Consider the following 26313-nt stretch of genomic DNA (forward strand, 5'->3'; position numbering starts at 1 on the left):
ACTCTGGGAATTAAGAGTGGGCATAGATAGGAAAAGATTTATAACCTTCTCATTTACAGGGCTACTTTTGATTTTTATCTTACCGAATATGTTTAGTTTTTTAAATGTAATGGTTAATAACTTCTAATAAATATCTATTAGCTAATTGAACTAATATGGGCTTTACTTCCGTAGGGAGTAGAGTCTTTTTCTACTTAAACTAGCGGAGCAGGATGGTTGAACAAGCGTATAGGTAGCGATTGTGGAATAAACATAAGATTTTTAAATGACTTTATTGTTATATTCGTAAATGAAGGGATAATGGATGAAGTGTGTGAAGTAGTTCGGGCATTAGTGAAGCCTGAATAGTAAGGAGTGACACCAGTGGTTTTACAAGATATGGATTGTGTTTTCCGACGTGAGACCCACTGACATATTATAAACACCCTCATAAGTAACTATGAGGGTGTTCGCTAATTATTTGACCAATGCTAGCAAAAACTGGTCTCGATCCGTTTCTTCCTGCATTTTACTATCTACTAACATCGCGCCTGATTGAACTTTTGTCATGTCATTGTCCACAAGGAATTGCATATTGACCTTTGCAACTTTATGATCAATGGAGCAATCTCCTTCGAACTCGACTACATCCTGTCTTTTTTGAGTTTCAAAATAAACCCAATAGGGATTTTCGCAGGCAGCAGCAAAGCCATTTTCTAAAGTTTTTGTACTATTTTCATAAGAATAGTTTTTTACATATGTAATATATTCATTGTCTGTAATATCCTTTTGTGGACCATAGAAGTACCAAAACACCCCTAAAATACCGATGGGTACAATCCACAATATATTCCGTTTACTTAATTTCCCCATACCTTGCCTCCCCCTTTATGAGAATATTTTAACATCTTCCTCCACATTTTTGCTAGCTTACGATAATATTTTCTAAAGAGAGAGTCGTTTCTGTTGATTTCACATATTTTGAATTCATTCGTTAGATATGATAACGTTAGCTGGTAGAATGATATGCTACTACTAATGGTTGGATTGAGGAGGTTTTTTCATGCATAAAAGAAGACGTGGCTTTCTCGTATTTCTTGTGCTGATTTTAATGGGTTTGCTCTTTTTTATCGGTATGAAGATGAGACCAGCCACACAAACGACTAGAAATTCGGAGTCACCGCCAGTCCAAGAGCATAGCGATACTGCTACTGAGGGCGGCGATACCGGAAATCTTGACGTAATCATTCAGGAAATTGTCAACCTAGCGGGAGAAGGGAAAGTACCTGATGTACCATTTACCGCAGGGGAGTCAGATAGCCGTACGGTTCATCAGCAATGGGGGGACCCTCAGCAAGTAATGGAGTCCGCTAATGCACAATACGAAGATTTTCTTCAACAAGAGATAACGATTGGCTTTCAAAGTACAAAAGCTTTCGATATCCGTTCGTTTAAAGCAGATATAAGGAATATTCATTTAGCAGATATTAAAAATAAATTGGGCGAGCCGGATGAGGTCCGCTATTATCAGGATACAAAGACCGATCAAATTATTTTGGTGTACCAAGTGAACGCCAACTATCAACTAAAGTGGATTTTGCCAAAGCCGACTGACAGTGCTGCAAATCCGGCTGTTCATCACATCTCCGTCTATACAGAAATAAAGGATGAGATAGCAGAGACGATCAACCAGATGACATTGGAAGAAAAGCTTGGTCAAATGATGTTTGCGGGTGTTTCAGGCACATCCCTTCAGCAAGAGACAACGAGTTTGATTCGTGATTACAAGGTTGGAGGATTGATTCTTTATGCCAATAATCTTGAAACACCACAGCAAACGGTCTCACTGATGAATGATTTAATGACAGCGAATGGGACTAATCGACTGCCACTGTTCTTGGGAACTGACCAAGAAGGGGGAAAAGTAGTCAGATTACCAGGGCCGTTAAAAAATTTCCCGACGAACCAAAAGATTGGGCAAATCAATCAATCACAATTCTCCTATGAGATTGGTCAATTATTAGGGGAACAATTAAAGGCATTTGGCTTCAATCTAGACTTTGCTCCTGTAATGGATGTGAACAGCAATCCGAACAATCCGATTATTGGGGATCGTTCGTTTTCTAATAAGCCTGATATCGTTAGTCAATTAGGTATTCAGACCATGCAAGGCTTAGAAAGTCAGCAGGTGATTCCGGTCATCAAGCATTTCCCTGGTCATGGTGATACATCAGTAGATTCCCACTTAGAGCTACCCAAAGTGTCGAAAAGTCTAGACGATTTAAATAAGCTAGAGCTTATTCCATTTAAAGCGGCCATTGATAAAGGTGTTGATGTGGTTATGGTCGGCCATATTTTATTACCTAAAATCGATCAACAATACCCTTCATCGATGTCGAAGGAAATTATTACTGGGATTTTAAGAAATCAGCTTGGCTTTGATGGGGTTGTAATGACTGACGATATGACGATGAAAGCCATTACGAATCATTTTAATATTGGGCAAGCTACTGTAGATTCTGTGAAGGCGGGTAATGATATTATTTTAATTGCCCATGAATTCGCCAATGTCACAACGGCCATAGACGCATTGAAGGCTGCCGTAAAGAACGGAGAAATCTCAGAGCAGCAAATTAATGACAGTGTCCGTAGAATCATTCAGCTGAAAGAAAAATATCAGCTTGTGGATCAGCCGGTATCAGCAGTTGATCTAAACAAGCTCAATGCTCATATGGACCAAGTATTAAATACGTATATGAAATAAGAGAGAAAGGGACATACATATCGATATGTATGTTCTTTTTTGTGAATGGTAGAAAAGGGTGAAGGCATGGATAAGGAATTCAAATTAGCTAGTCAATTATTAACTTTGCTAGATGCTGAGCAAAGATGGTTTACCTTAGCAGAGGTTGAACAAAGCTTACATATTTCTGATAAAACGATACGCAAGTTAGTGGAGGAGATTAGTACGCAATTGCCATCAGCGCTGACCATTGAAGTGTCTAGAGGAAAGGGTATTTTTCTACAACGTGATGGGCGCAGTACGACGGTTAGTGAAGTGATTGCCAGCATGTTCAGGCAAACGACCTTTTATCAACTCATGGATCTATTATTTACAAATGAGGATCAGTGTTCAATGGAGGAGCTTGCAGAAGCCATGTTTATGAGCACCTCATCTTTGAAGAAATTGATTATACAATTAAATAATGATGATTTGAAGCCATATCAATTACGAATTTCATACTCGACGCCAGCAGTAAAGGGAAATGAATTGAATATCCGCTATTTTTATTGGAAGTTCTATGGGGATGCATACGAGTTCACGGGATGGCCATTTACGAATAGTGACTTTGATGTTATTAATCAATTAATCACAACTATAGAGAATGAAAAAAATATTGTTTATTTCATCAATTCCAAAAGGAAATTATCCTTTTTAGTAGCAATTGTTCTGGAACGAATGAAAAAAGGGAACTACGTAAAAATGAATGACGGTCATTACCTGTGGGAAAAAGGTATATTCTATTGGCCCGTAAAAAAACTGGCGAAGACACTGGAAGAAAGATTTTCAATGGAATTGCCAAATAGTGAATTGTTTTTCCTGCAAGCGCTATTTAGTCTAAGCCAATATCATTATTATGAAGGATCAGAGATGACCCCAAAGAAAGAAATCGAATTATACAAGAATAGAGAAGAAGATCAAATGGGCCAGCAGTTATTAGCTTTACTGGCAAAGGCTTACCCAAACTTAGATAGGAATGAGCGGTTTATTTTAGAAGTATATGAGTTCCTTGACAAACTTTTAATTGATAATGCCATTCCTGAATGGATGATGATTTCAAAAAGTAATTTAACCGCGTATGTTCAAAATGAGTGTCAGCAAATTTATCAAGATATGGAAACATGTCTACACAAGTGGCAATTGACCTATCCTTCTGTTCGATATAATGACTATCATCTAACAAAATTAACATTACTCGTTCGTTCTGGGCTTAACTATAAAAGTAAAAGGGCTTTTTTGGTCATTGGTGAAGAGTTTTCAATCCGCCATTATATAGCGAATCTAATAAAAAATGAAATAGGGGATCAGCTGATTATTAATACGTCCATTTTGAAAGGACTTACTGACGAAATGGTCCAGCAGCAACATATTGATTTTGTTATTAGTAATTTCCCTGTTGACCTAAAGACTGTGCCGGTTGTTATTATTTCAACGATTCCTTCAAAAAGAGATTTAGATAATATACGGAAAGAATTGCTTCAGTAATTTGGTCAAATATTTTCCGTACACAACGTAATAATCTGGTCTAGTTCGTCGTCGTAAAAAAATCTTATACTCATAGTAGTTTCTAGACGAATTCCTTTTAAGAGGAGTCTGTTTGGAAATGGCTATGGGTATTTTTTGATGGTAAATGAAAACGGTTACCTAATGGATTGTAGATAAATTTTATGACTTGGAGGAATCGAAATGAGTAGGCATTTAAGTGCAAAAAAAGGAGAAATAGCTGAAAGGGTATTACTTCCTGGCGATCCTTTACGTGCAAGGTTTGTAGCGGAACATTTTTTAGAGAATGCATTTTGCTATAACGAAGTAAGAGGGATGTATGGCTACACGGGGATGTACAAAGGAGTGCCGATTTCTGTTCAAGGGACAGGGATGGGCAATCCATCGATGAGTATTTATGGTACTGAATTGGTAAACGATTATGGCGTGAAGCAAATGATTCGTATCGGCACATGTGGTGCGATGCAAAAGGAAATTAATATCCGTGATATCATCCTCGCCCAAGCAGTATCTTCAGACAGTAATTTGACGGAGAAAATTTTCTTCGGCAATAATTATGCGCCTACAGCAGATTTTTCTTTATTAATGAAGGCATATCAGCAGGCACAAGGTAAAAAAGGAAATGTCTTCGTAGGCAATATATATAATTCGGATGAATTTTATCGTGAAACATTAGATAGGCTACACAAGTTTATGGAATTCGGTGTATTAGGGGTTGAAATGGAAAGCACAGCTCTCTATACGCTAGCGGCTAAATATGGGGTAAAGGCATTATCCATTTTGACGGTAGGTAGTCAATTACTAACAAATGAATGCTTAACACATGAGGAAAGTGAAAAGTCCTTTTATGAAATGGTGGACGTTGCTTTGACTACCATTATCGATGAATAGTGCCGTGTTAATCGGTAGAGGAACAGCAAGAAAGTGATGAATGTCATTTTGTTTGGATAGCAGTGGAGAGTATCGATGCTATGTAGCTCCATTGCTATGGCAGATTTAGCTAATTTAACGCCCGAATAACGTCTAGGCTGATCCAGTGGACAAGCTAGGGTTCGTTAAATGTTGGTGGTACACATGGAAAGTTACGGAGGGAACTAGATGCATTATTTAATATCTATAGTTGGTTTAATGTTAGTTCTATTTTTAGCATGGGTTGCGAGTAATAATAGGAAAAAGATTAAGTATCGTCCAATATTTGTGATGATTGTAATCCAGCTTATACTAGGATTTCTTCTGCTTAAAACAAGTATCGGAGAATTTTTAATTAAAGGATTTGCTGATAGTTTTGCAAAATTACTCGGATATGCAAATGAAGGAACCGATTTTGTATTCGGTGGGATTGCCAATGAAGGAGCGCATACTTTTTTCCTGTATGTGTTAATGCCCATTGTTTTTATGTCCGCAATAATCGGAATATTGCAACATTATAAAATCCTTCCGTTTATTATCAAGTATATTGGTCTAGTACTAAGTAAAATAAATGGAATGGGAAAACTAGAATCTTATAATGCAGTCGCTGCAGCTATAGTAGGACAAAATGAAGTATTCATTTCGGTGAAAAATCAAATTGGATTTTTACCGAAGCACCGTCTCTATACATTATGTGCTTCTGCGATGTCAACTGTATCTATGTCAATTGTTGGCTCCTATATGACGATGCTAGAGCCCAAGTATGTAGTAGCCGCCTTACTATTAAACTTATTCGGTGGTTTTATTGTGGCCTCCATCATTAATCCGTATGAAGTGAAGGCAGAGGAAGATATAATCGAAGTGCAAGAAGGCGAAAAGCAAACATTTTTTGAAATGCTAGGCGAATACATTATGGATGGTTTTAAGGTAGCTATCATAGTTGGAGTCATGTTAGTAGGCTTCGTTGGGTTAATTGCCCTTATTAATGGTGTGTTTAATGGCATATTCGGCATCTCGTTCCAGGGCATCTTAGGGTATGTTTTTGCGCCAATTGCCTTTGTTATGGGTGTACCATGGCATGAAGCGGTTAATGCGGGTAGTATTATGGCGACAAAGCTTGTGGCCAATGAATTTGTTGCTATGCTGGACTTCGTTAAAATCCAAGATAGCTTTAGTGAGCGTACAGTAGCCATTGTATCTGTATTCCTTATATCCTTTGCTAACTTTGGCTCCATTGGGACGATCGTAGGTGCCGTAAAAGGATTACATGAGAAGCAAGGAAATGTGGTGGCTCGCTTTGGATTAAAATTGCTCTATGGTGCTTCACTAGTAAGTGTTTTATCGGCAATCATTATCGGCATCGTATTTTAATAGTAATGAGTAGAATCATTCAAATTTAAGTTGATTGACGAATAGTAATAAAGGTTTTAAGACGAGACACACCTTGATAGTTTAACTATTAAGGTGTTTTTATTTTGGTGGCGTACAATTGAACATAGAAGACTTTATTACTTAATGAATATGTAAGGAATGAGAAAGAAAAAAGTGATGATTGATAGATACAATGAAAATAGATTGAATCATGTAGTTTTGGTGAGAAGATAAGGAGGCTATAGGAAATGGGCATGATGATTGGGATTATTACAGGTGCAATAATAGGGGTTGTTTTATTATTCATCAGCTTCATATTATTTTGGATGGGCAAAAGAAAGCAAGAAGAACACCGATATGCGATATGGGTGATGGTTGCAGGTTTATTAGCGTTAATTACTTCTGGAAGCAATGCTTTAAAATATTTCTTATGAGGAAGTGGGACAAAAAGGGCGGTATCTATGTATCGCCCTTTAAAGGTGAACTACTAAAATGTTTTATTTATTGAGGGAATTTAAAATGTACCTTATGTTCTTTTTCATCCCAAATAAGATGTGCATTGAAGGTTTTTTGTCCCTTTTTAAACCCTTTTATCATGTCTGTTTCACCAGTGGCTAGTAGCTTTTTTACATTCGTCTGTGAAATGGTTTTACTGAGAATTTTCTTTGAAACAGAAAATTTACAGTTTGCAGTTTTATAGTTTGAACAGCCGTAAAAAGTCCCATGATCTATGATAGAGCCATTGCAAAGAATACACTTTCCGACAACGGTTTTTTCTTTTTTATATTTCTTTTGATAAGGATTATTGGCACTGATCTTTTCGACTTCTTTTTGATCGAATGTCCATACTTTTTCGCGTTCATGCGCATCTGTAATCAATTTATAGGTGAGCTTTTTTACTTGCTCCATAAATGCTTGAGGAGAAGCATGTCCTTCACCAATTTCAGATAGTCGCTGCTCCCATTTTGCCGTCATCGATGGTGAGGTCAATAGGCTGTTTTCACCTAGTGCTTCAATTAACAACATACCTTTAGATGTAGCAAATACTTGGTTTTTCTTTATTTCAATATAGTTTCTATCTTTGAGTGTACCAATAATGCCAGCTCGTGTTGCTTCAGTTCCTAATCCTTCCGTTTTAGACAAAACTTTTTCTAACTCTGCATCATCTAGATGTTTACCGGCTGTTTTCATTACTGTAATTAAATTACCTTCTGTATATCTATTAGGTGGCTGTGTTGCCCCTTTTTTAACGGTAGCTTGAGCCACAGTCCCGAGCTCATTTTCATGAAGAAGCGGAAGCATTTCTTCTTCTTCTTGAGATGAATTTTCTTTAGCAAGATAAATGACTTTACGCCAACCCTCCTCAATTTGCTCCTTCCCCTTCGAAATGAACTCAGCTCGTTTTTCGACAAGCGAATGAATCGTTGTGTACGCAAAAATGGCGTGGTTATAATGTGCTGCAATGACTTGTCTAGCTACTAAATCGTAAATCTTCTCTTCTTCCATGCTTAGCTTAGCAAGATTGGGTATTTGATCTGTCACAATAATCGCATGGTGGTCCGTAACCTTTTTCTCGTTGACATATCTTTTGTTATTCATAATTGAGTTTGTTGGGGCAGGAAGAAGATTTTTATATTTATCTATTTTGCTCAAATTGTTTAATATAGTTGGTAGTGTTTTGGCTTCTTCGCTTGTTAAAAATTGTGAATCAGATCTTGGGTATGAAACTAAACCTTTTACATAAAGCTTTTGTAAAATATCAAGAGTTTTTTGTGGCGAAAACTTAAAAGACTTATTTGCTGTAGCCTGTAACGCGGACAAATTAAATAACAGAGGCGGTGCGTATTCCTTCGTCTCTTTATTTATTTTCGCTATTTCTACATTTTTATATAGACAGAAATTAGCAATCGCTATCGCTTGTTTTTCCTCCGATACTCTTGACATATTATTTTTATGCCATTTTGCTTTTAACACCTTACCTGCGAAATGAAAGACTGCTTCGATTTCCCAAAAAGGTTCTGATTTAAAATTCGCGATTTCATGTTCTCGATGAACAATTAACGCAAGGGTTGGGGTCTGTACTCTGCCAATGGAAAAGACATCTTTGACACCGTTTTTCTTAAGTAGGACGGTATATAGTCTCGATGTATTCATGCCTATTAACCAATCTGCACAGGAACGACTTAATGCTTCGTAATAAATATCTTTCGTTTTCGCTTCGGGTAGTAAATTTGAGAAGCCGTTTTTGACCGAGTTTTCAGTTAAGGACGATATCCATAATCGTTTCATCGGTTTGTTTACACCACATACCCGTAAAATGGTACGAATGATTAATTCTCCTTCACGCCCCGCATCTCCACCGATTATAATTTCTTGAATGTCTTGTCTTTTAACTAGATTTTTTATGATAGTAAATTGTTTATACTTAGATTTAGAAACTTTATATTCAAATCGATCGGGAATAATGGGCAATGTTTCCAATTTCCACTTTTTCCATGTTGGATCATATTCTTCTGGTGTTTTTAATTCACATAGATGCCCAATTGCCCATGTGATAATTGCTCCATTTGGAAAATATGAGTTGGCTTTGACCTCAAAATATCCTGTCTTTTTAGTAAAAGAAAAGGGAGCAGCTAACTTGGCAGCTTGGTCTGGTTTTTCTGCAATTACTATTTTCATCTATCATTCTCCTGTAAATAAACATTCCAACTCTTGTCATATCATTATAAATTAATATTCAGTATAACGGTTATAACAAGCATTGTGTCGATCTATTTGCTAATTGTCATGAAATCCATATTGAGGGGGTAAATCTTTTATGAAAAATAGTTGTTCCTTTAAGGAGAGGGGATTTATTTTCCCTTCTCTTTTCATTTTGGACTGCCACGAATAATCCATGCTAGTAAAAAAATGCCTACTGCACGAATTTTAAAAGATGAATCGTATTATGAAAAGAAGGAGGCTCGATAGGAAATATGAAAAAGTTTGCTGGCTTATGTGTTCAAGAAATCGTTCAAACATATAGTGACACCTTAATCCGAATTGCTGTGCATCAGACAAAAAATATGGCTGAGGCGGAGGATATTGTACAAGAGGTTTATATGACTCTTATGAAACAGAGAAAGCCTTTCGATCATGAAGATCATTTAAAGGCTTGGCTCATCAAAGTAACTTTTAATAAATGTAAGGATTACTTTAAGTCTTCCCGTGTGAAGAAGACGGTACCAATTACCGAAGAAATGTCCTTTATCGCCAAAGAGGAGCAGATAATACTTACGGAAATTTTTGAGCTTAATCCAAAAGAGAGAGTCATTGTTTATTTACATTATTATGAAGGCTATACAACTGCAGAAATCGCTGATCTATTAGGAATGAATGTTAACACGATTGGCTCAAAGCTAAGACGGGCACGAATGAAATTGAAAATTATGTTAGAAGAAGGGAGTAAGGTCTGATGAATGCTTATAAAAACGTGATGAAGCAGATTCATGCTTCCGAAGAATTTAAGATAAAGATGCAAAACGAGATGATGGAATTTCAACAAAAAGAAAAGAGGGTCTTTATGAAAAAAGTACGAATAAGTGTGGGAAGCTTAGTTGCCTGTGCAGTAATAGCTGTAGTCGCTTCTTTAGTAAATGTAAACAATGACACAACAATCGATTTAACAGATAGAATTGAGGTGGACCATGCAGCTCCTGCGGCAAGTGCAGTAGTCAATATCGAAGGAAAGATCACAGAAGTCGGAGATGATGGACTGAGCTTTACGTTGGATAACGGCATGGAAGTAGTTGTTACAGATGAGACGAAATTGGGCATAGATGGTCCAACCGCCCCCCCTAAGGAAGAACAATTTTTTGAGCCGACATTTAGAGTAGGTAACCTAATAGGCGGTTTCACAGAAGATACGACTACAGAGCCAGTAACTGCAGCTGTCATTTATACGAACTGGAATTTTGAGAAACCTATCCGCTGAGGTACAGCCAAAATAACCCCCTTTAGTACCATTTAAGAATAAAGGGGTTGCAGTGGGACCGGGAGCTACTGTATTAACAGTCATATCCTTACCTCTTAGTTCACGGGCTAAAATCATTGAAATGGATTCAATTGCTGCTTTACTTGCAACATTGGTGCCATAGTTTGGAAACTGGCTACGCGTAACAGAGGTTGAAAAAGAGGGGTGGGAAAATCAAGGGATGGCTGTCATAAAGACATTTATGTACTTCCACAACCCCTATTTAGCTGAAAGATAGAGAAACAGTGACCATCCTGAACAGGTATGGTCCGTTATTTGCAAATCACCGTCAGATGTATAAGACATGTACAAACAAAATAATACGTAGTGAACCAATAAAGCTGGCATATAGTAAATGCCAGCTTTTAAGATTGCTGAAAGGGGTTATCCAAGTAGGGTCCTTTAATGGTAATGCGCATTAACTGAGTTGCCATAAATTTTGGCGTATAGGGCATATCATTTTCTAACCACCAGACGATCACCTCAAGGAAGGCGGCGGCATAAAACCGGATAGCCATTTCACGTGGTACAGTTAATTTTTGATCATCAGGCTCCATCAATTGAATGCCGCTTGATACAAAGTCGATAATTATCTTTTTTAAGCCTGCAGAAAAATAAGGAATATCTTTTTCTGTGAGGTAGACTTTGTAAAGCTTACTATTCAGCGCAATTTGTTCAAACAAATGCATAAATGTCTCATGAGGCTGATCATAATGAGGCAATAAATCAAAATCTTTCTTCTCTTCAAACGTTGGGTGAATACTTCCTACTAATTCATGTAAGATTTCCTCAGAGCTCTGGTACAGTAAATCTAATTTGTCACGGTAATGTAAATAGAAAGTGGCACGGTTCAAAGTTGCCCGTTGGGTAATATCTTGCACAGTAATCTTCTCATAGCCTCGTTCATCCATTAACTCCACTAATGCATCTCTTAATAGCTGGCGTGTTCTTTTGACGCGAGGGTCCATTTTTTTCGACATTTTCAAGCTCCTTGTATTAAATTTATCGTTTACACAACACAGGAGCCTTACATGTTGTCAAAACATCAATTCATGCTCTTATGTTGTTTGCCCTTTTTGAACAGACAGTTATAATTATATTAACGACACGGTGTCGATAATACAACTAGTTGTTAACGTGTTCACGAATTATTCATTTATCTGATTCAGCTATTTTATATCAAACATACGGAAATGTCCCTTTTCTATGGGGGAGGATGTATGCTTGTGATGCTCTTTTTAGAAGGTGTTCAAACATCTGCTGAATCAAAATGAAGCCTCAGCTTTTATCAGGGAGTAAAAATATCTGCTGGGATTTGCACAGAGGGAATGGATTAATAAAAGAAAGGGAGTTTTATAGATGGGACGTTTAAATGGGAAAGTAGCCATTATTACGGGAGCAGCGATGGGCATGGGAGCTTCTGAGGCAAAACTATTTGCACAAGAAGGGGCAAAGGTGATTGCAACAGATGTGCAAATCGAGCCATTGAATAACTTAGTGAAAGAAATTAAAGAAAATGGTGGAGATATTATTGGTCTTTCACATAATGTAACGTCTGAGGACGAGTGGAAAGCCGTTATTGCAGAGGCAGTGAAGGCATATGGTAAAGTCGATGTACTCGTCAACAATGCAGGAATTTCATCACCAAAAACGATCGCTAATATGGAAATGGACGAATGGAATAAAGTGATGGACATTAACTTAAATGGCTGTATCATTGGTATGAAATATGTGATACCAGAAATGCAAAAGGCTGGTGGCGGTTCTATCGTCAATATCTCTTCCATTGGTGGAATCGTGGGAATGGCAGGGACAAGCCCTTATACAGCAGCAAAAGGAGCACTTCGAGTGTTATCTAAATCGGCTGCGGTAGAGTATGGGAAAGATCATATTCGTGTAAATTCTGTTCACCCTGGTATTATTGTTACGCCTATGACAGCGCCAACGATGGAAGAAGGGGGCGCATTACCTTTCTACAAAACCTATACACAGCTACCTTACTTTGGTGCACCAGAGGACGTAGCCTATGGAGTGGTCTTCCTTGCCTCTGACGAATCACGCTTTATGACAGGCGCGGAACTAGTCATTGACGGCGGATGGACTGCGATTTAAACGAAAATAGCTTGAGAAAACTAGGTTTCACTAAATATATGTGATCCTAGTTTTTTTTGCTTGGAAGCGAGAGATTGATAAATTAATCCCCAGTTCAAGTATTTTCGTAATGGAGTTTTACATAGCTGGCAAAAAAGTGATGCAACAATTTTCTTGAAAACCCACTACCCAGAAGCATTCGCCTTCCTACTCAAAACCCTCCTTTTGCCTGCAAATTAGCACAAACACCGAGGATGTTTGTGCATATCATAGTGGGGAGTAAGCGTTTTCCTCATTATATAGAAGAAAGTCAAAACAGAAAATTTCACGAATCTGTGAACGTCACGAAAAAAAATTCATAAAAACCTTAACTATTTCATACGAAATCCGTATAATAAATCAAACAGTACGAAAATTGTCCATATTTCTCAGTAAATTGCGCGAATTTTTTAAATTGTATTGACGTAGGAATCGATAATTTGTACACTGTGTACAGTCAATTGTTTTTTGGAGGAATACAATTAATTTGAAAAAGTTAGGATTTGATAGATATGATCGTGTGTAAATTTGGTGGAACATCTGTAGCAAACGCAGAACAAATTCAAAAAGTAGCAAATATTGTGAAATCTAATCCGGCACGTAAAATCGTTGCCGTTTCAGCACCAGGTAAACGATCTGGTGACGATATAAAAGTAACCGATCTATTAATACAATTAGCAACTGCCGCGTTACAACATGAAGATACCGAAGACAAATTGCATATTGTAGTCGATCGTTTTCGAGCAATTGCAGATGGCTTAGGGTTAGATGATGCCATTTGTGACGTGATTGCGGAAGATTTACGTGAACGTGTACAAGGTGACAAAACAAACGTGGAATTATTCATCGATAGCATTAAAGCAGCTGGTGAAGATAATAACGCCAAGCTTATTGCCGCTTATTTTAATGCAATTGGAATGCCCGCACGCTATGTAAGTCCTAAGGATGGTTTAGTGGTCAATGATTTGCCTGAACGAACATTTGCTTTACCCGAAGCGTATGCTAATTTAGCCCCTTTAAAACACACAAAAGAAATTATTGTGTTCCCAGGGTTCTTCGGTTACACTAAAGCGGGCGTATTGCGAACATTTGACCGCGGAGGCTCTGATATTACTGGCTCCATTTTAGCAGCAGCTGTTGAAGCGGAGTTATATGAAAACTTTACGGATGTGGATTGTGTGTTCTCCGCGAATCCGAAAGTAGTCAATGATCCAGTGGAAATTAAAGAAATTACGTATCGCGAAATGCGCGAATTATCATATGCAGGCTTTTCAGTGTTCCATGACGAAGCATTAATGCCTGTCTACAAGATTGGGGTGCCCGTTAACATAAAAAATACAAATAATCCATCAGCCCCAGGTACTCGTATCGTACCAAGTCGTCCTGCAACAGGTCGTCCCGTTACAGGTATCTCGGCAGACAGTGGTTTTTCAACTTTATATGTCTCTAAATATTTGATGAATCGTGAAGTAGGCTTTGGACGAAAGCTACTACAAATTTTAGAAGATGAAAATATTTCTTATGAACACACACCTTCTGGCTTAGACGATATTTCAGTCATTATGCGTTCGAATCAGATATCACCAGATAATGAAGAGCGTATTATTAGTCGAGTGAAAGAAGAGCTACATGCTGAGTATGTAGAAATGCGTCATGGTTTTTCGATGATCGTGATTGTTGGCGAAGGTATGCGCCATAACACAGGTTTAGCTGCCCGTGCTGCTACAGCGATTTCAAAAACTGGCGCAAACATTGAAATGATCAATCAAGGCTCTTCTGAAGTAAGTCTCGTTTTTGGTGTACTTCAGGAATTTGAAAACCGCATTTTACAGGCGTTATATGAAGAATTTTTTGCCCATGCGAAAGCTTAATGACACAATTATCACTAATCCAAGGGTTCTATACTTGGATTAGTGTTTTCTTTTTGCTAAGAATACGGTAAAATCGAGGGCGTACATAGTTGGGAGGGTTTTTCGTGAAGAATTTAACGATTGGTATGCTTTTTTCGGTTGTTGGGATACTTTTTGTCTGTTTAACGATTATGGATATTTTACCGTCATCGACAAAAACAATGAAAGTGGTTTACATAGCTATCGGTTGGGTCTTTATCATCATTGGCTCCGTGATCCGCTTTAAAAATCTCAAACAAAAGCAGTAACAACACGTCAAAATGGAATTGTGGCAATAGGCAAACTTATGATACAATTTCAAAGAAAATAAATAATTTGAGTATTATGAAGTTGTTATTCTGTACAAACGTTCAGAAGGTTCAAATTTTAAATAAAGAATCGACAGTACAAATTCTTCTTTGTAAGAATTTGTTTTTTTATGTTCATATTCTATTTATCGTCAGGAGGCGATTGAATGCCCATACTTTCGAAGGATCATATTCAAATTTCTGACCAATATGTAGCACTTCAAGCTGTTTCACCTATGAAGGTTGTATCCTCTGCCATGCATAATCCAGGCTTTGGTTATTTTACTCATCTGATGAATCGGACTGTGCCGATTACTTATGATGATCGACAGCCGCATCGTGATTTACAGCATTTTTTGCAGGCGCATGATTTTCCAATCGATAACACAGTGGCGATGATGACGGCTGTCCAAGCAAACTTTGCGACCATTCGTGAATTTACATATGAAGGTATTCATCTAGTTATTATGATTACTGCAGGTCTAGGTAATGCCGTAGATATTACACGTGCTTTTCATCGTGTGGAGCAATATCATGCAGGTACTATTAATACATGGGTGCTTATTAACGGAAAATTGTCTGATGAAGCGTTATTTCAGGCTATGATTTCGACAACGGAGGCGAAGGTGAAAGCGTTAACGGATGAAGGCATAACTGATCCTACAACAGGCACGCAAGCAACCGGAACATCCACTGATAGTTTGCTCATTGCTTCTACAGAAGAAGGGGACTACCATCAATATGCTGGTCCTATCACAATGTTAGGCAAGGTCATTGGCTACGGTGTCTATGAAACGATGCGTGAGGCTATTCGTAAATACAAAAAGGATAAAGAGGAGAAGGCGTTATGATTGCCATAGTGATTGCCTGTATCATAGGGATTATTTTCGATATTTTAGTAGGAGACCCTCCAAAGCTTCCGCATCCCGTGCGATGGATTGGTAAGCTGATTCAATCACAAACAGCTTTATGGAATCAAGGCAAATGGCGGAAATTGCGTGGTATGGTGATGGCACTTGCAGTCGTAGGAACAACGATGTTTGTGGTCACACTTATTTTACTACTCAGCTATCAGGTAAGCTTGATTTTTGGCGTTTTGGTTGAAGGACTTCTAATTGGCATTGGGCTGGCGCAGCGTAGTTTGAAGGAGGCAGCACTGGCAGTTTATGAGCCCCTTGTAAAAGGTGATTTTGCAGAAGCGCGCGTCAAATTATCATGGATTGTTGGGCGTGATACTGAAAAGCTTGGCGAAGATGAGATTGTGCGTGGTGTAGTAGAGACCGTTTCTGAAAATACAAGTGATGGAGTGACCGCCCCCCTATTTTATGCCTTTTTATTTGGTGCTATCGGTTTATGGGGCTACAAGGCTGTCAATACGTTAGATTCCATGGTCGGCTATAAAAATGAAACATTCAAAGATTTTGGCATGTTTTCTGCCAAACTTGATGATGTCCTGAATTTTATTCCAAGTCGTATCACTGGCTTTCTTATCGTGCTAGGTACAAAAAATGAAACGAGTTACTCATTTGGACAACGATTAAAGCGTTGGGCCCAAGACGCTAAAAAGCATCCAAGTCCTAATAGTGGTTATTTAGAGGCGGCAACAGCAGTGCAGCTTGGCGTCCAATTAGGTGGGAAAAATACTTATCAAGGCGTTGTTTCTCATCGAGCGATTATGGGAGAAAAATTAGTTCCTTTAACAAAGGAGCATATAATGGCATCTATTATTCATATGCGTATTGCCATGGTGCTCTTTACGCTTGTCATGTTAGCAGTGGAGGTGTTCATTTATGCTATTACCTAATCACGGAGCAAATCCGCAAAATGTTTATCAGCAATTAGGTTTAACGATGCCTGAAGAAGTATATGATTTTAGTGAAAATGTCAATGCGGCAGGACCACCATCTTTTGTCGAGGCGCGTTGGCGTACATTTTACCCGCTTATTCAACGCTATCCAGATCCGGATGGAGAGCCTTTTCTAACAAAGGTCGCTGCTTTCCATCAAGTAGCAAAGGAGATGGTTTTACTAGGCAACGGGGCGTCAGAACTCTTTAGTGTTATTGCGAGACGTTATGCGCAAAAGCGCGTCATTGTCGTACATCCTACCTTTTCAGAATATGAGCGAACATTGCGAGCCGCAGGTGCTATTATTATTCCGATTTTGGTGACGAACTTTATCCAATACACGTTGCCAATGGAACGACTTAAACAAGAAATGGTGGAGGCAGACGCTCTCTATATTTGTACACCGAACAATCCAACAGGTGTATTGCCAGAGAAGGAAGATTTACTAGCCTTATTGGAGCATGGTCGAGCTGTCAAATGTGAGCTTGTCATTGATGAAGCCTTCATGGATTGGGTTGATGAGGCGAATTCCCTCATTCATGAAAGTATGGAGAATTCACATGTCCTCGTTGTGCGTTCGATGACTAAAATGTACGCAATACCTGGCTTACGTCTTGGCTATTTAGTTGCTCATGCCTCTATTGTAAGTGAGCTAAAGGACATGCTGCCCCATTGGAATTTAAATGCCTTTGCACTGGTCATTGGTGCAGGCTGTTTGGATGAGCAGCATTATAGTCAGCAGGCAATTGCCTATGCGACAACGCAAAGAGAGCAGTTGCATCGTTATTTACAAGAAAACGGCTGTCTTGTCACTAATAGTGTGACGAATTATGTGTGCTTTTCATTGCCAAAGGAACAGCAGGCGGACGCCTTTTTTACGTATTGTTTAGCACAGGGAGTTGTCCTGCGTCATACGAAAAACTTTAAAGGATTACAGGGCGAATGGTTCCGTATTGGGATTAAAGATATTGCGGCCATGACGTATTTACATAATTGTCTGCAGGCGTGGTTTAACGCAAATAAGGGGAGAGAAAAGTGACAACTTTTTATCTAGTAAGGCATGGGGAAACACAATGGAATCAGGAGCAAAGACTACAAGGATGGTTGGACTCTACGTTAACGGACAATGGTAGAGAAGCGGCTACAAGATTACAGTTACAACTACAGTCAATCCCATTTGCGGCAGCTTATTGTAGTTCAAGTGGTCGTGCGAAGGAGACGATGGAAATTCTGACGGCTCATCGCCAATTACCCGTTTATTATGAGGATAATTTACGGGAAATCTTTTTAGGGAATTGGCAAGGTAAGAGAATTGAGGACATTTTGATGACAAATGGGCTTGATTATGAATTGTATACGAAATACCCAGCGCAATTTATCGCAACCCATACGGAAAGTTTTGGCGCTGTCACAGAAAGAGCGATGTATACGTTGAAAAAAATAGCGGAGCAGCATCGAGATGAGCCTATTTTGATCGTTTCCCATTCAGTGACGATTAAATGCATGATTAATGCTATTTTACAACGCAATATTAGTGAGCTTTGGACAGCTCCTTATATTCATGGGACAAGTGTCACCATTATTGAACGTCAGGGACAGCAGTGGGTAATCCAAGAAATTGGTACTTTACATCATTTACAATAGGAGGTATTACAAATGCCCCTCATTTTTATTACAGGTGGTGTGCGTAGTGGCAAATCCCATTTTGCAGAACAAGCCGCTATACAGCATTACCAAGTGCAGCCTAGTACAGAAAAACGTTTAATATATATGGCTTCTGGTATTGCTTTGGATGATGAAATGGGCAAGCGAATTGATCGTCATCAAGCTGATCGTCTAGCCCAGCCAATAAAATGGTTAACAGTGGAGGCCCCTTATGACGTTCCCCCGGTATTTGAGACATTCAAGGATGGGGATGTGGTGCTATGGGATTGCGTCACTACTTGGCTGACGAATGCTTTTTATGAAGACTATGATCGTGGGGTACCCTGTGTAACAAAGCCTGGCTGTTTAGCATCCAAGCTAAAGACTGTTAAACAGGCCATCCAATCTCTGCAAACGAAGAACGTGACATTATTAGTGGTGTCGAATGAGCTGTTTGATGAACCTCCTTATCAGAACGAAGAGGTGGAGCTGTATCGAAGAACTTTAGGACAATTCCACCAATGGTTCGTAGCGGCAGCTCAAGAGGCGTATGAAATGAATTATGGTATCGTAAAGAGATGGAAATAATCGAGAAGGAAGGCAAGACGATGAAAAATTTTTGGCATAGTCTGCTGTTGGCATTTCAATTTTTTACTGTTTTGCCCGTACATAAGGAATTACCTTTAACAAGGTCAACGATTACAGGAATGTTCGCTTACTTGCCATGGGTAGGGGCCTTGATGGGTACTACTGTAGCTGGAGCCCTCTACAGTCTCACACAATGGACTGCCAGTAGCGAGGTTATGCTTGCCTTTATCGTCATCGGGCTGTTTGCTTTATGGACAGGCGGTTTACATTTGGATGGCTTTATTGATATGGGGGATGCGTATTTTTCTTATCGCGATCGGGATAAACGACTTGAGATTTTAGATGATCCTCGGGTTGGTGCTTTCGGAGTGCTATCCATACTATTTTTGTTATTTGGGAAATTTGTCGTTTTACATGAGCTTTTTGTGCAAAACAAATTTGCATTATGGATGGTCGTATTCATTCCTTTTTTAACAAGGGTCGGCATGAGCTTTTATTTTATGTCACTTAACTGTTCAAAGGAAAAAGGACTTGCCTATTTCTTTCAATCGCATATTAACGCGAAACTATTAAAAATGATTATGCTACTGTCTCTTTTATTGGCCATGCCGATTGTACTGATCATCACAAAATTCTCAATGCTACCAATATTATTAGTGATCGTTTTAGCGTTTGCACTTGTTATTTTTCGTCAATTTACATTGCGTAATTTTGGCGGTGTCTCGGGTGATTTGCTAGGTGCATCTATTGAAGGGATGGAGGTTGTACTATGGGTGACATTGTTACTGTGTGCTTAATGCGGCATGCGCCCACAAAGGCCAATTTAGAAAAACGTTATCTGGGATGGACGGACGCACCATTAGCTAATATCTCCAAGCTCTCTGTAGTGGATGCAGGTGTCGAAAAGGTTTATGGCAGTGATTTACAACGCTGTCGAGTCACGGCCGCCCATTATTTTCCGAATGCTAGCTATGAAGCAGATGAACGGTTTCGTGAATCAAATTTTGGTGAATTTGAGGGGAAAACCTATGAGGATTTAAAGAAGGATACTCGTTACCGTGCCTGGTTGGACGACCCTATTCATTCTCCACCGCCACAAGGCGAGGCTTTTGATGATTTTGTGGCAAGAGTTGTAAAAGGTTTCAAGCTATTGCCGAAGAATGAGGATAGCTATTACTTAGTCGTTCACGGTGGGGTAATTCGTGCCTTACTCGTTGCCTATGCGCCAACAGAGCAGCCGTTTTGGTCATACCAAGTGCCACATGATCATCAATTTAATTTAACATTTACTAGAAAGGCTTGGGAGGAGGGAGCAAGATGCATGTGTTTATCGGAGGCGCCTATAGCGGAAAAACCGATTATGTAATGCGTTTATATGAACAGCACGAGGTGGTACTTATCGATGGCGATCTACCGGATGTTGCACCAGCCTGTGAAATCCTAGTCATTCAACATGTGGAAAAATGGCTTATGACACAAAATCTTGAGGAAGATGAGCTTGTGGTACAATCGGTCCTCACCAAATTAAAAGCCCTTGCCCAACATTGTTCGCTGGCACTTATTGTGACAGATATGGGCCGCGGTGTTGTACCAATGGAAAAACAAGCACGTTTATTACGTGATACATGTGGCCGCCTATACCAAGCATTATTTGCTGAAGCAGAGCAAGTCGTACGTATTTGGTACGGGATTGGCGAGCAACTCAAGTGAGGTCAACATATTAACGGAAATGAGGAAATGCAATGGATCGACAAAAATTAATGAAATGGATACTAACGGCTATGGTTGCGGCCATCTGTGCAGTAGGAGCAGCCATTAAAGTACCCGCTTTTATTTCAACGGCAGCTCTTGATTCAGCACCTGCCTTTTTAGGTGTTGTTTTTCTATCGCCAATATTAGCTGGGGTAGCTGGTCTCATTGGTCATTTTATTAGCGCATTAACTGCTGGCTTCCCACTTGGCCCACTCCATGTAATTATTGCTGTAGAGATGTTTATCGTTGTCTGGATTTTTGGGGTCATGCATAAAAAAGGCATGCATGTTTGGAAATGGCCAGTTGCCCTAGTATTAAACGGCATCGTTGCCCCACTGCCATTTTATTTTATTATTAGTCCTGCCTTTTTCTGGGGTGCTTTAGCGAGTATTTTCATAGCAACCGCTATTAATTTAATGATTGTCGCGGTGGTCATGCCCATTTTGTCAAAAGTTTTTGTGCGTAAGGCAGGTCGAGTTTAGTGAGAAATGCTATGAAAGTGGGCACGTTTATTGCGACAATGGATAATGCGGCAGCCATCGGGGAAAAGCCACAAGATGCTGTGCTGGCATCCGATCAATTGACAGCCTATATGACAGCCCGTGTGACATTTCTAGAGCAACTGGCTGCACAGGCACTTCCTATTCAAATTCTACTCGCTAATTTTTCAGGGGATGCTGCATGGTCACGCTATGAAAGAGGAATTCAGCAAGTGTTCGAGGAAACGGGCCTTTCCTGCCCAGCCATTGCTGGTAGTTCGGAATCCAATATGCCTACTTTACAGTCTGGTATAGCGATTACTATGCTTGGGGAAATACAACAGCGAAAAGCATTGGAGCTTGCACAGCTTAGTTGGTACACATACGGCTTACCACTTGTTGGCGAGGAACTATTAGCACACCCTGATGATGTGGCGCAGCTGCAACCGGTTTATCAGGCATGGCTGGCGGAAATCGTTCAGCAAGTGTGGCCTGTCGGATCAAAGGGACTTCATGGTGAATGTGTGCGCCTTTTTGGCCAGCAATTAGTTGAATGTTCACATGATATGACCAAATCAGCCGGACCAAGTACAGTTATTTTACTTGGTGTTGATCCCGAGAAAGAGCAGTTGGCCCACCAAATTTTCCAAAGAAATTTTGAAAAACTACAGATAAATTCAATGCAATAGGGCTTGTTTTGAGCAAAACGATTGCTTTGAAAATAATCCAACGAGCGGTACAAGAATTATTTAAAGCGACCTCCATGAATAGACGAGGGCACTGAAAAACTTACGTTTTCATAAAAGCGAACCTTTTTCAGATAAAAATAAGGCACTTCTTGTTCAATTTTGAACAGGAAGTGCCTTATTTCTGTCTCACTGGATCTTCTGGTGCCATATCCAAGAAATAGTTGAATGACATATCATACTTTGAGCGCTCTACTAGGTCGACGTCTGATACATCATTAATCGCTTTTAATAATAAGTACTTAAACATGCGAATTGGAGGAATGGCATTACGTCCATTGTCTAAACAATATTTTGTTTTTAGCTCTTCTAAAATGAATGTAAAATCAACAAGTTCATTGATCTGGGGAAGCATATTATCTTTTGGCACAACAATATCGTAGATTGCCATGTATGGACTTAAATTAAGGGTTTCCTGATTTGAAATCATTGGGGCACCACCTGCATATTAATTCTTTTATTATAAAGGAAAGCGTGACTAAAATAATAGTATGATACATTGCGTTGTTTGGAGAAGCATCGCTCGCCCGCGGAAAGCGAGCGGAATGCTTCGGAAAACAACAATAGAGTCACAGTGCCAAATGAAAAAAGATATGGACTTTTTCAGTGCCCTTTGTATAGGCATGGGGGCTTTTTATTTGGATGGATATCAGCCATATGCTCGACGATATCTCCTCAATTAGTTAAATCTCAACTATTACGTGTCTCGAAAAAATAGTGCCAAATGGGAATAGTTTTCAGTTATAATGAGGAACGAATGGGATTTAAATAGAACGGAGACGAATGTATGCAGGCAATAAAACAATTAGGGCAGTATTTGGAGCCCTATAAATTTTTCACCCTAATAGCGCCCCTTCTAATGGTGCTGGAGGTGACAATGGATTTAATTCAGCCGACGATCATGCAGCATATGATTGATACAGGGATTGCTAATGGAGATCATGCTTATGTACTAAGCATGTTTGTATGGATGCTAGCAAGTGCGGTACTTGGGCTTGTTGGTGGGATTGGTTGCTCGTATTATAGCTCGAAGGCAGCGATTCATTTTGCTTCGGATGTTCGACAGGCACTCTATCAAAAAATGATGTCCTATTCAGCTAAAGAGCGGGATGCCTTTACGACTGGCAAGCTAATTACCATTTTAACGAGTGATGTGGAAAGTATTCAACGCGCGTTTATGATGACGTTGCGTATTTTTGTGCGTGGGCCACTACTCTTTATCGGGGCAGTCATTATCGTCTTTGTAACAGCACGGGAGCTTTTTTCAATACTTCTTATCATTGTGCCGATTTTGATTGTGGCTATGTATTTTTTCACGAAGTACTCGGGGGTGCTGTATCGCCGCGTCCAAGAGGCTATTGATGCAGTGAATACGAAGCTACAGGAAAATTTAGCGGGTATCCGTGTCGTTAAAGCCTTTCGTCGTGAAACCCAACAGGTATCCCAATTTAGTGAGCTGAATGATGGGCTGACAAAACGCTTCATCACTGCAGAACAAATTGTAGGGGTGCTTGTGCCATTTACGATGTTCGTCGTTAACCTAGGGATTGTCGCAGCACTTTGGCTTGGGGCCATTAAGGTTGAGGCAGGGACATTACAGGTAGGGGTTATTCTCGCGTTTATTAATTACTTAACGATTATCTTAAATGGTTTAATGTCTTCCAGTATGGTGCTGATGCAAATTGCGCGTGCATTGCCTTCGGGAGAACGAATTGTGGATGTCTTAAATAAGGACATTGCCGTTAAGGAAGCAGAACTTGCATGGACAGATCCTATAAAAGGAGCAATTGAATTTGATCATGTAAGTTATCGTTATTATGAAACGGCAGAGGATGTTCTTAAAAACATTTCATTTTCAGTGAAGCCAGGGGAAACAGTGGGCATCATTGGGAAAACAGGTAGCGGTAAATCAACCCTTGTAAAGCTATTACCGCGCCTATTCGATCCAACAGGTGGAGCCATTTACTTGGATGACAAACCGCTTTCAGCGTACTCTTTATCCACGTTACGGGACCATATTGGATTTACCTCACAAAAGGCTTTATTGTTTTCTGGGGCGATAGAAAAAAATATACGCCTTGGTAATGAACATGCAACGGCAGAGGAAATACAACAGGCATTGGATGCTGCCTGTGCTAGTGAATTTGTAGAGCGGCTCGATAAGGGTATAGCACATGAGCTGTCACAGGGGGCTACGAATCTCTCCGGTGGGCAAAAGCAACGCTTGGCTTTAAGTCGGGCATTCGTTCGAAAGCCAGCTATTCTCGTGCTGGATGACACTACCTCAGCCCTTGATAGTGCTTCAGAAAAACATGTGCAGCAGGCCATAGCCGTCCATTTTCAAGACACGACGACATTGATGGTAGCTTCGAAAATTGCCTCGATACAGCAGGCAGATGTCATTCTTGTCCTAGAGGATGGCGAGATAGTTGGGCAAGGGACCCACCAACAGCTACTTCAAAACAATGTACATTACCAAGCAATTTACGCGTCGCAGCAAAAGGCTGGTGAAGAAGGATGAGTCAAAATCAACCAAAGCAAATGAATTTTGGACGTGGACCTCGTATGGGAGGGCCAGCTGAAAAAGCGAAAAATCAAAAGGCAACACTGACAAGAGTTTGGCGCTATGTCAAACAGCAAAAAATAGGCCTGTATATTTCCATCATCTTTGTCATCGCTTCTACGTTTTTAAGTTTAGCGGGGCCTTATATGATAGGCCATATCATTGATGATTACATGATGAAAAAGGATATTGATGGGACAATCCGACTAGGAGTCCTATTAGCCGTGATTTTTACGGTAGCGTCTATTCTGACATGGCTGCAAACCTATGTCATGATTCATGTGGCGATGAAAACGATTCGGATATTGCGTCTAGAACTGTTCCAAAAGTTACAAACGCTCACTTTAAGATTTTTTGATCAGCGTGCGCTCGGTGATTTAATGAGTCGTGTCACAAACGATATAGATAATTTAAATACAGCGCTTGCTCAAAGTGTGACGCAAATTGTATCGTCCATCTTAACTGTTGTTGGTGTTAGTATTGCCATGTTCACATTAAGCTGGCCATTAGCGATTGTGACCTTGATCATTATTCCGCTTATCGTTTTCACCACTAAGCAAATTATCAAACGCAGCAGTAAAAATTATGCGGCGCGTCAACGAGATCTTGGTAAGCTAAATGGCTATATTGAGGAAATGATTACAGGCGCAGAGGTACTTACGCTTTTTGGCAAGGAACAGCAATCCATCGATACGTTCCATCGGCAAAATGAAAACTTGCGAAACTCCGCACAACGTGCAGAGATTACGTCGGGCTTATTAGGACCCATCAATAACTTTATGAATAACCTAGGCCTAGCAATAGTCATCGGGACAGGAGCTCTATTAGCGGTGAAAGGTTTTGTGACAGTTGGTATTATCGCTGCATTTGTCACCTATACAAGGCAATTTTTCCGCCCGCTCAATCAATTATCTAATCTGTTAAACACCTTTCAATCAGCTATAGCTGGAGCAGAGCGTGTATTTGAAATACTAGATGAACCGTCAGAGGTAGCTGATCGACCTCAGGCTATTGAGGCACCGTCATTAAAAGGCGATGTCGTTTTCAAACAAGTATCGTTTAGCTATGAGCAAGGGAAGCCAGTTCTTCAAAACATTAACTTCCAAGCAAAGGCAGGGGAAACGATAGCTCTTGTTGGCCCTACTGGCTCAGGGAAAACGACCATTATTAATTTACTAACACGTTTTTATGAAGTGGATCAGGGTGAAATTTTAATTGATGGGCATAATATTGAACACTATAAAATGTCTACAATTCGCCAACGGGTAGGTGTGGTTTTACAGGATACCTATTTGTTCTCTGGCACTATTCGTGAAAACATTCGCTTTGGAAAGCTGGATGCGACCGATGCAGAGGTTGTGGAAGCAGCAAAAATTGCGAATGCCCATCATTTCATAAAATATTTACCTACACAATACGACACGCCAGTTCAAGCGGGTGGCGCTAATTTAAGTCAGGGACAACGGCAGCTCATTGCTATTGCTCGTGCCATTTTGGAGAATGCGGATATTTTAATTTTAGATGAAGCGACATCCAGTGTGGATACGCAAACGGAAGTCGATATTCAAAAAGGCTTACAGCATTTAATGCAGGGTCGCACAAGCTTTGTTATCGCCCATCGATTGAAAACCATTGAGAAAGCAGACCAAATACTCGTTATACAACAGGGTGAAATTATTGAAAAAGGCAACCATCAAGAGTTAATGGAACAACAAGGGATGTATCGACAACTCCAACAAAAACTATTGTTAGAGCAGGCGGAATAGGGAATAATAGGGATGAACAATCCGATTTTGTGAAGGCGAGGGATAC

General features: G+C 39.7%; 25 protein-coding genes and 2 pseudogenes. 22 read left to right on the forward strand and 5 right to left on the reverse strand.

What is annotated here, in order from left to right; translation table 11 throughout:
* Positions 1-456: 456 nt before the first annotated feature.
* The gene (locus MKY88_RS09490) at positions 457-852 is read right to left on the reverse strand and encodes a glucosamine 6-phosphate synthetase (RefSeq protein ID WP_328201865.1); all 396 of its coding nucleotides are present in this window, start codon (positions 850-852) and stop codon (positions 457-459) included.
* Positions 853-1042: 190 nt separating this feature from the next.
* On the opposite strand from MKY88_RS09490, the gene nagZ reads away from it, so the two are divergent.
* The 5 genes from nagZ to MKY88_RS09515 all read left to right on the forward strand — a co-directional run bounded on the left by nagZ (position 1043) and on the right by MKY88_RS09515 (position 6978).
* Entirely contained in the window at positions 1043-2743 is a 1701-nt protein-coding gene (gene nagZ, locus MKY88_RS09495) for a beta-N-acetylhexosaminidase (RefSeq protein ID WP_328201863.1), read from the forward strand.
* A 66-nt stretch (positions 2744-2809) separates the two neighbouring features.
* A complete protein-coding gene (locus MKY88_RS09500; protein ID WP_328201861.1) occupies positions 2810-4246 on the forward strand; it encodes a helix-turn-helix domain-containing protein in 1437 nt (478 codons plus the stop codon).
* 201 nt (positions 4247-4447) lie between these two features.
* Entirely contained in the window at positions 4448-5155 is a 708-nt protein-coding gene (gene deoD, locus MKY88_RS09505; protein WP_144787966.1) for a purine-nucleoside phosphorylase, read from the forward strand.
* A gap of 207 nt (positions 5156-5362) precedes the next feature.
* On the forward strand, positions 5363-6544 hold the full coding sequence (locus tag MKY88_RS09510; protein WP_340813476.1) for a NupC/NupG family nucleoside CNT transporter: 1182 nt from the start codon (positions 5363-5365) through the stop codon (positions 6542-6544).
* Positions 6545-6792: 248 nt separating this feature from the next.
* Complete coding sequence (locus MKY88_RS09515; protein ID WP_340813477.1) at positions 6793-6978, forward strand: hypothetical protein; 186 nt, start codon at positions 6793-6795, stop codon at positions 6976-6978.
* 67 nt (positions 6979-7045) lie between these two features.
* Here the strand turns inward: MKY88_RS09515 and MKY88_RS09520 are convergent, their stop codons facing one another.
* A complete protein-coding gene (locus MKY88_RS09520; protein ID WP_328201852.1) occupies positions 7046-9223 on the reverse strand; it encodes a DNA topoisomerase III in 2178 nt (725 codons plus the stop codon).
* A 296-nt stretch (positions 9224-9519) separates the two neighbouring features.
* On the opposite strand from MKY88_RS09520, the gene MKY88_RS09525 reads away from it, so the two are divergent.
* Positions 9520-9999, forward strand: a complete 480-nt coding sequence (locus MKY88_RS09525) for an RNA polymerase sigma factor (protein WP_193831678.1) — start codon at positions 9520-9522, stop codon at positions 9997-9999.
* A complete protein-coding gene (locus MKY88_RS09530; RefSeq protein WP_193831679.1) occupies positions 9999-10517 on the forward strand; it encodes a hypothetical protein in 519 nt (172 codons plus the stop codon). Before MKY88_RS09525 ends, MKY88_RS09530 begins: the two co-directional genes overlap by 1 nt.
* Before the next feature lie 27 nt (positions 10518-10544).
* Here the strand turns inward: MKY88_RS09530 and MKY88_RS09535 are convergent.
* Positions 10545-10718: pseudogene (locus MKY88_RS09535) on the reverse strand (SDR family oxidoreductase); the annotation flags it as partial.
* Positions 10719-10921: 203 nt separating this feature from the next.
* On the reverse strand, positions 10922-11536 hold the full coding sequence (locus tag MKY88_RS09540; RefSeq protein ID WP_328201848.1) for a TetR/AcrR family transcriptional regulator: 615 nt from the start codon (positions 11534-11536) through the stop codon (positions 10922-10924).
* A gap of 379 nt (positions 11537-11915) precedes the next feature.
* Here MKY88_RS09540 and MKY88_RS09545 point away from each other — a divergent pair, with 379 nt between their 5' ends.
* From MKY88_RS09545 to MKY88_RS09605, 13 genes are all read left to right on the forward strand, one after another.
* The gene (locus MKY88_RS09545) at positions 11916-12668 is read left to right on the forward strand and encodes an SDR family NAD(P)-dependent oxidoreductase (RefSeq protein ID WP_025115647.1); all 753 of its coding nucleotides are present in this window, start codon (positions 11916-11918) and stop codon (positions 12666-12668) included.
* Positions 12669-13198: 530 nt separating this feature from the next.
* The gene (locus MKY88_RS09550; protein ID WP_069481042.1) at positions 13199-14557 is read left to right on the forward strand and encodes an aspartate kinase; all 1359 of its coding nucleotides are present in this window, start codon (positions 13199-13201) and stop codon (positions 14555-14557) included.
* 104 nt (positions 14558-14661) lie between these two features.
* On the forward strand, positions 14662-14844 hold the full coding sequence (locus tag MKY88_RS09555) for a hypothetical protein (protein WP_025115645.1): 183 nt from the start codon (positions 14662-14664) through the stop codon (positions 14842-14844).
* Between the two features lie 206 nt (positions 14845-15050).
* Positions 15051-15734, forward strand: a complete 684-nt coding sequence (locus tag MKY88_RS09560) for an adenosylcobinamide amidohydrolase (protein WP_193831682.1) — start codon at positions 15051-15053, stop codon at positions 15732-15734.
* On the forward strand, positions 15731-16687 hold the full coding sequence (cbiB, locus tag MKY88_RS09565) for an adenosylcobinamide-phosphate synthase CbiB (protein WP_069481044.1): 957 nt from the start codon (positions 15731-15733) through the stop codon (positions 16685-16687). Before MKY88_RS09560 ends, cbiB begins: the two co-directional genes overlap by 4 nt.
* Positions 16674-17768 carry a pyridoxal phosphate-dependent aminotransferase gene (locus MKY88_RS09570; protein WP_193831683.1) on the forward strand — a complete coding sequence of 365 codons (1095 nt, stop codon included), beginning with the start codon at positions 16674-16676 and terminating at the stop codon, positions 17766-17768. Before cbiB ends, MKY88_RS09570 begins: the two co-directional genes overlap by 14 nt.
* Positions 17765-18373, forward strand: a complete 609-nt coding sequence (locus tag MKY88_RS09575) for a histidine phosphatase family protein (RefSeq protein WP_340813479.1) — start codon at positions 17765-17767, stop codon at positions 18371-18373. Before MKY88_RS09570 ends, MKY88_RS09575 begins: the two co-directional genes overlap by 4 nt.
* 12 nt (positions 18374-18385) lie before the next feature.
* Positions 18386-18961, forward strand: a complete 576-nt coding sequence (locus MKY88_RS09580; protein WP_340813481.1) for a bifunctional adenosylcobinamide kinase/adenosylcobinamide-phosphate guanylyltransferase — start codon at positions 18386-18388, stop codon at positions 18959-18961.
* A 20-nt stretch (positions 18962-18981) separates the two neighbouring features.
* Positions 18982-19758 (forward strand): adenosylcobinamide-GDP ribazoletransferase, encoded by a 777-nt coding sequence (gene cobS / locus MKY88_RS09585; protein ID WP_193831686.1) that lies wholly within the window; start codon positions 18982-18984, stop codon positions 19756-19758.
* Positions 19731-20327, forward strand: coding sequence for a histidine phosphatase family protein (locus tag MKY88_RS09590; RefSeq protein WP_258268465.1), 597 nt, complete (start codon positions 19731-19733; stop codon positions 20325-20327). Before cobS ends, MKY88_RS09590 begins: the two co-directional genes overlap by 28 nt.
* Entirely contained in the window at positions 20279-20671 is a 393-nt protein-coding gene (locus MKY88_RS09595; protein ID WP_232540509.1) for a bifunctional adenosylcobinamide kinase/adenosylcobinamide-phosphate guanylyltransferase, read from the forward strand. Before MKY88_RS09590 ends, MKY88_RS09595 begins: the two co-directional genes overlap by 49 nt.
* A 32-nt stretch (positions 20672-20703) precedes the next feature.
* A complete protein-coding gene (locus MKY88_RS09600; protein ID WP_340813482.1) occupies positions 20704-21195 on the forward strand; it encodes an ECF transporter S component in 492 nt (163 codons plus the stop codon).
* Positions 21195-21881 (forward strand): hypothetical protein, encoded by a 687-nt coding sequence (locus MKY88_RS09605; protein ID WP_328201827.1) that lies wholly within the window; start codon positions 21195-21197, stop codon positions 21879-21881. The genes MKY88_RS09600 and MKY88_RS09605 overlap by 1 nt, the downstream gene beginning before the upstream one ends.
* Before the next feature lie 187 nt (positions 21882-22068).
* On the opposite strand, the pseudogene MKY88_RS09610 reads toward MKY88_RS09605, so the two are convergent.
* A pseudogene (locus tag MKY88_RS09610) lies at positions 22069-22368 on the reverse strand (transposase); the annotation flags it as partial.
* Positions 22369-22725: 357 nt separating this feature from the next.
* On the opposite strand from MKY88_RS09610, the gene MKY88_RS09615 reads away from it, so the two are divergent.
* Both MKY88_RS09615 and MKY88_RS09620 read left to right on the forward strand, forming a co-directional pair.
* A complete protein-coding gene (locus MKY88_RS09615; protein WP_340813483.1) occupies positions 22726-24459 on the forward strand; it encodes an ABC transporter ATP-binding protein in 1734 nt (577 codons plus the stop codon).
* Entirely contained in the window at positions 24456-26267 is a 1812-nt protein-coding gene (locus tag MKY88_RS09620; protein WP_340813484.1) for an ABC transporter ATP-binding protein, read from the forward strand. The genes MKY88_RS09615 and MKY88_RS09620 overlap by 4 nt, the downstream gene beginning before the upstream one ends.
* Positions 26268-26313 lie beyond the last annotated feature (46 nt).

This window comes from Lysinibacillus sp. FSL R7-0073, from assembly GCF_038009065.1.
GTDB lineage: Bacteria > Bacillota > Bacilli > Bacillales_A > Planococcaceae > Lysinibacillus > Lysinibacillus fusiformis.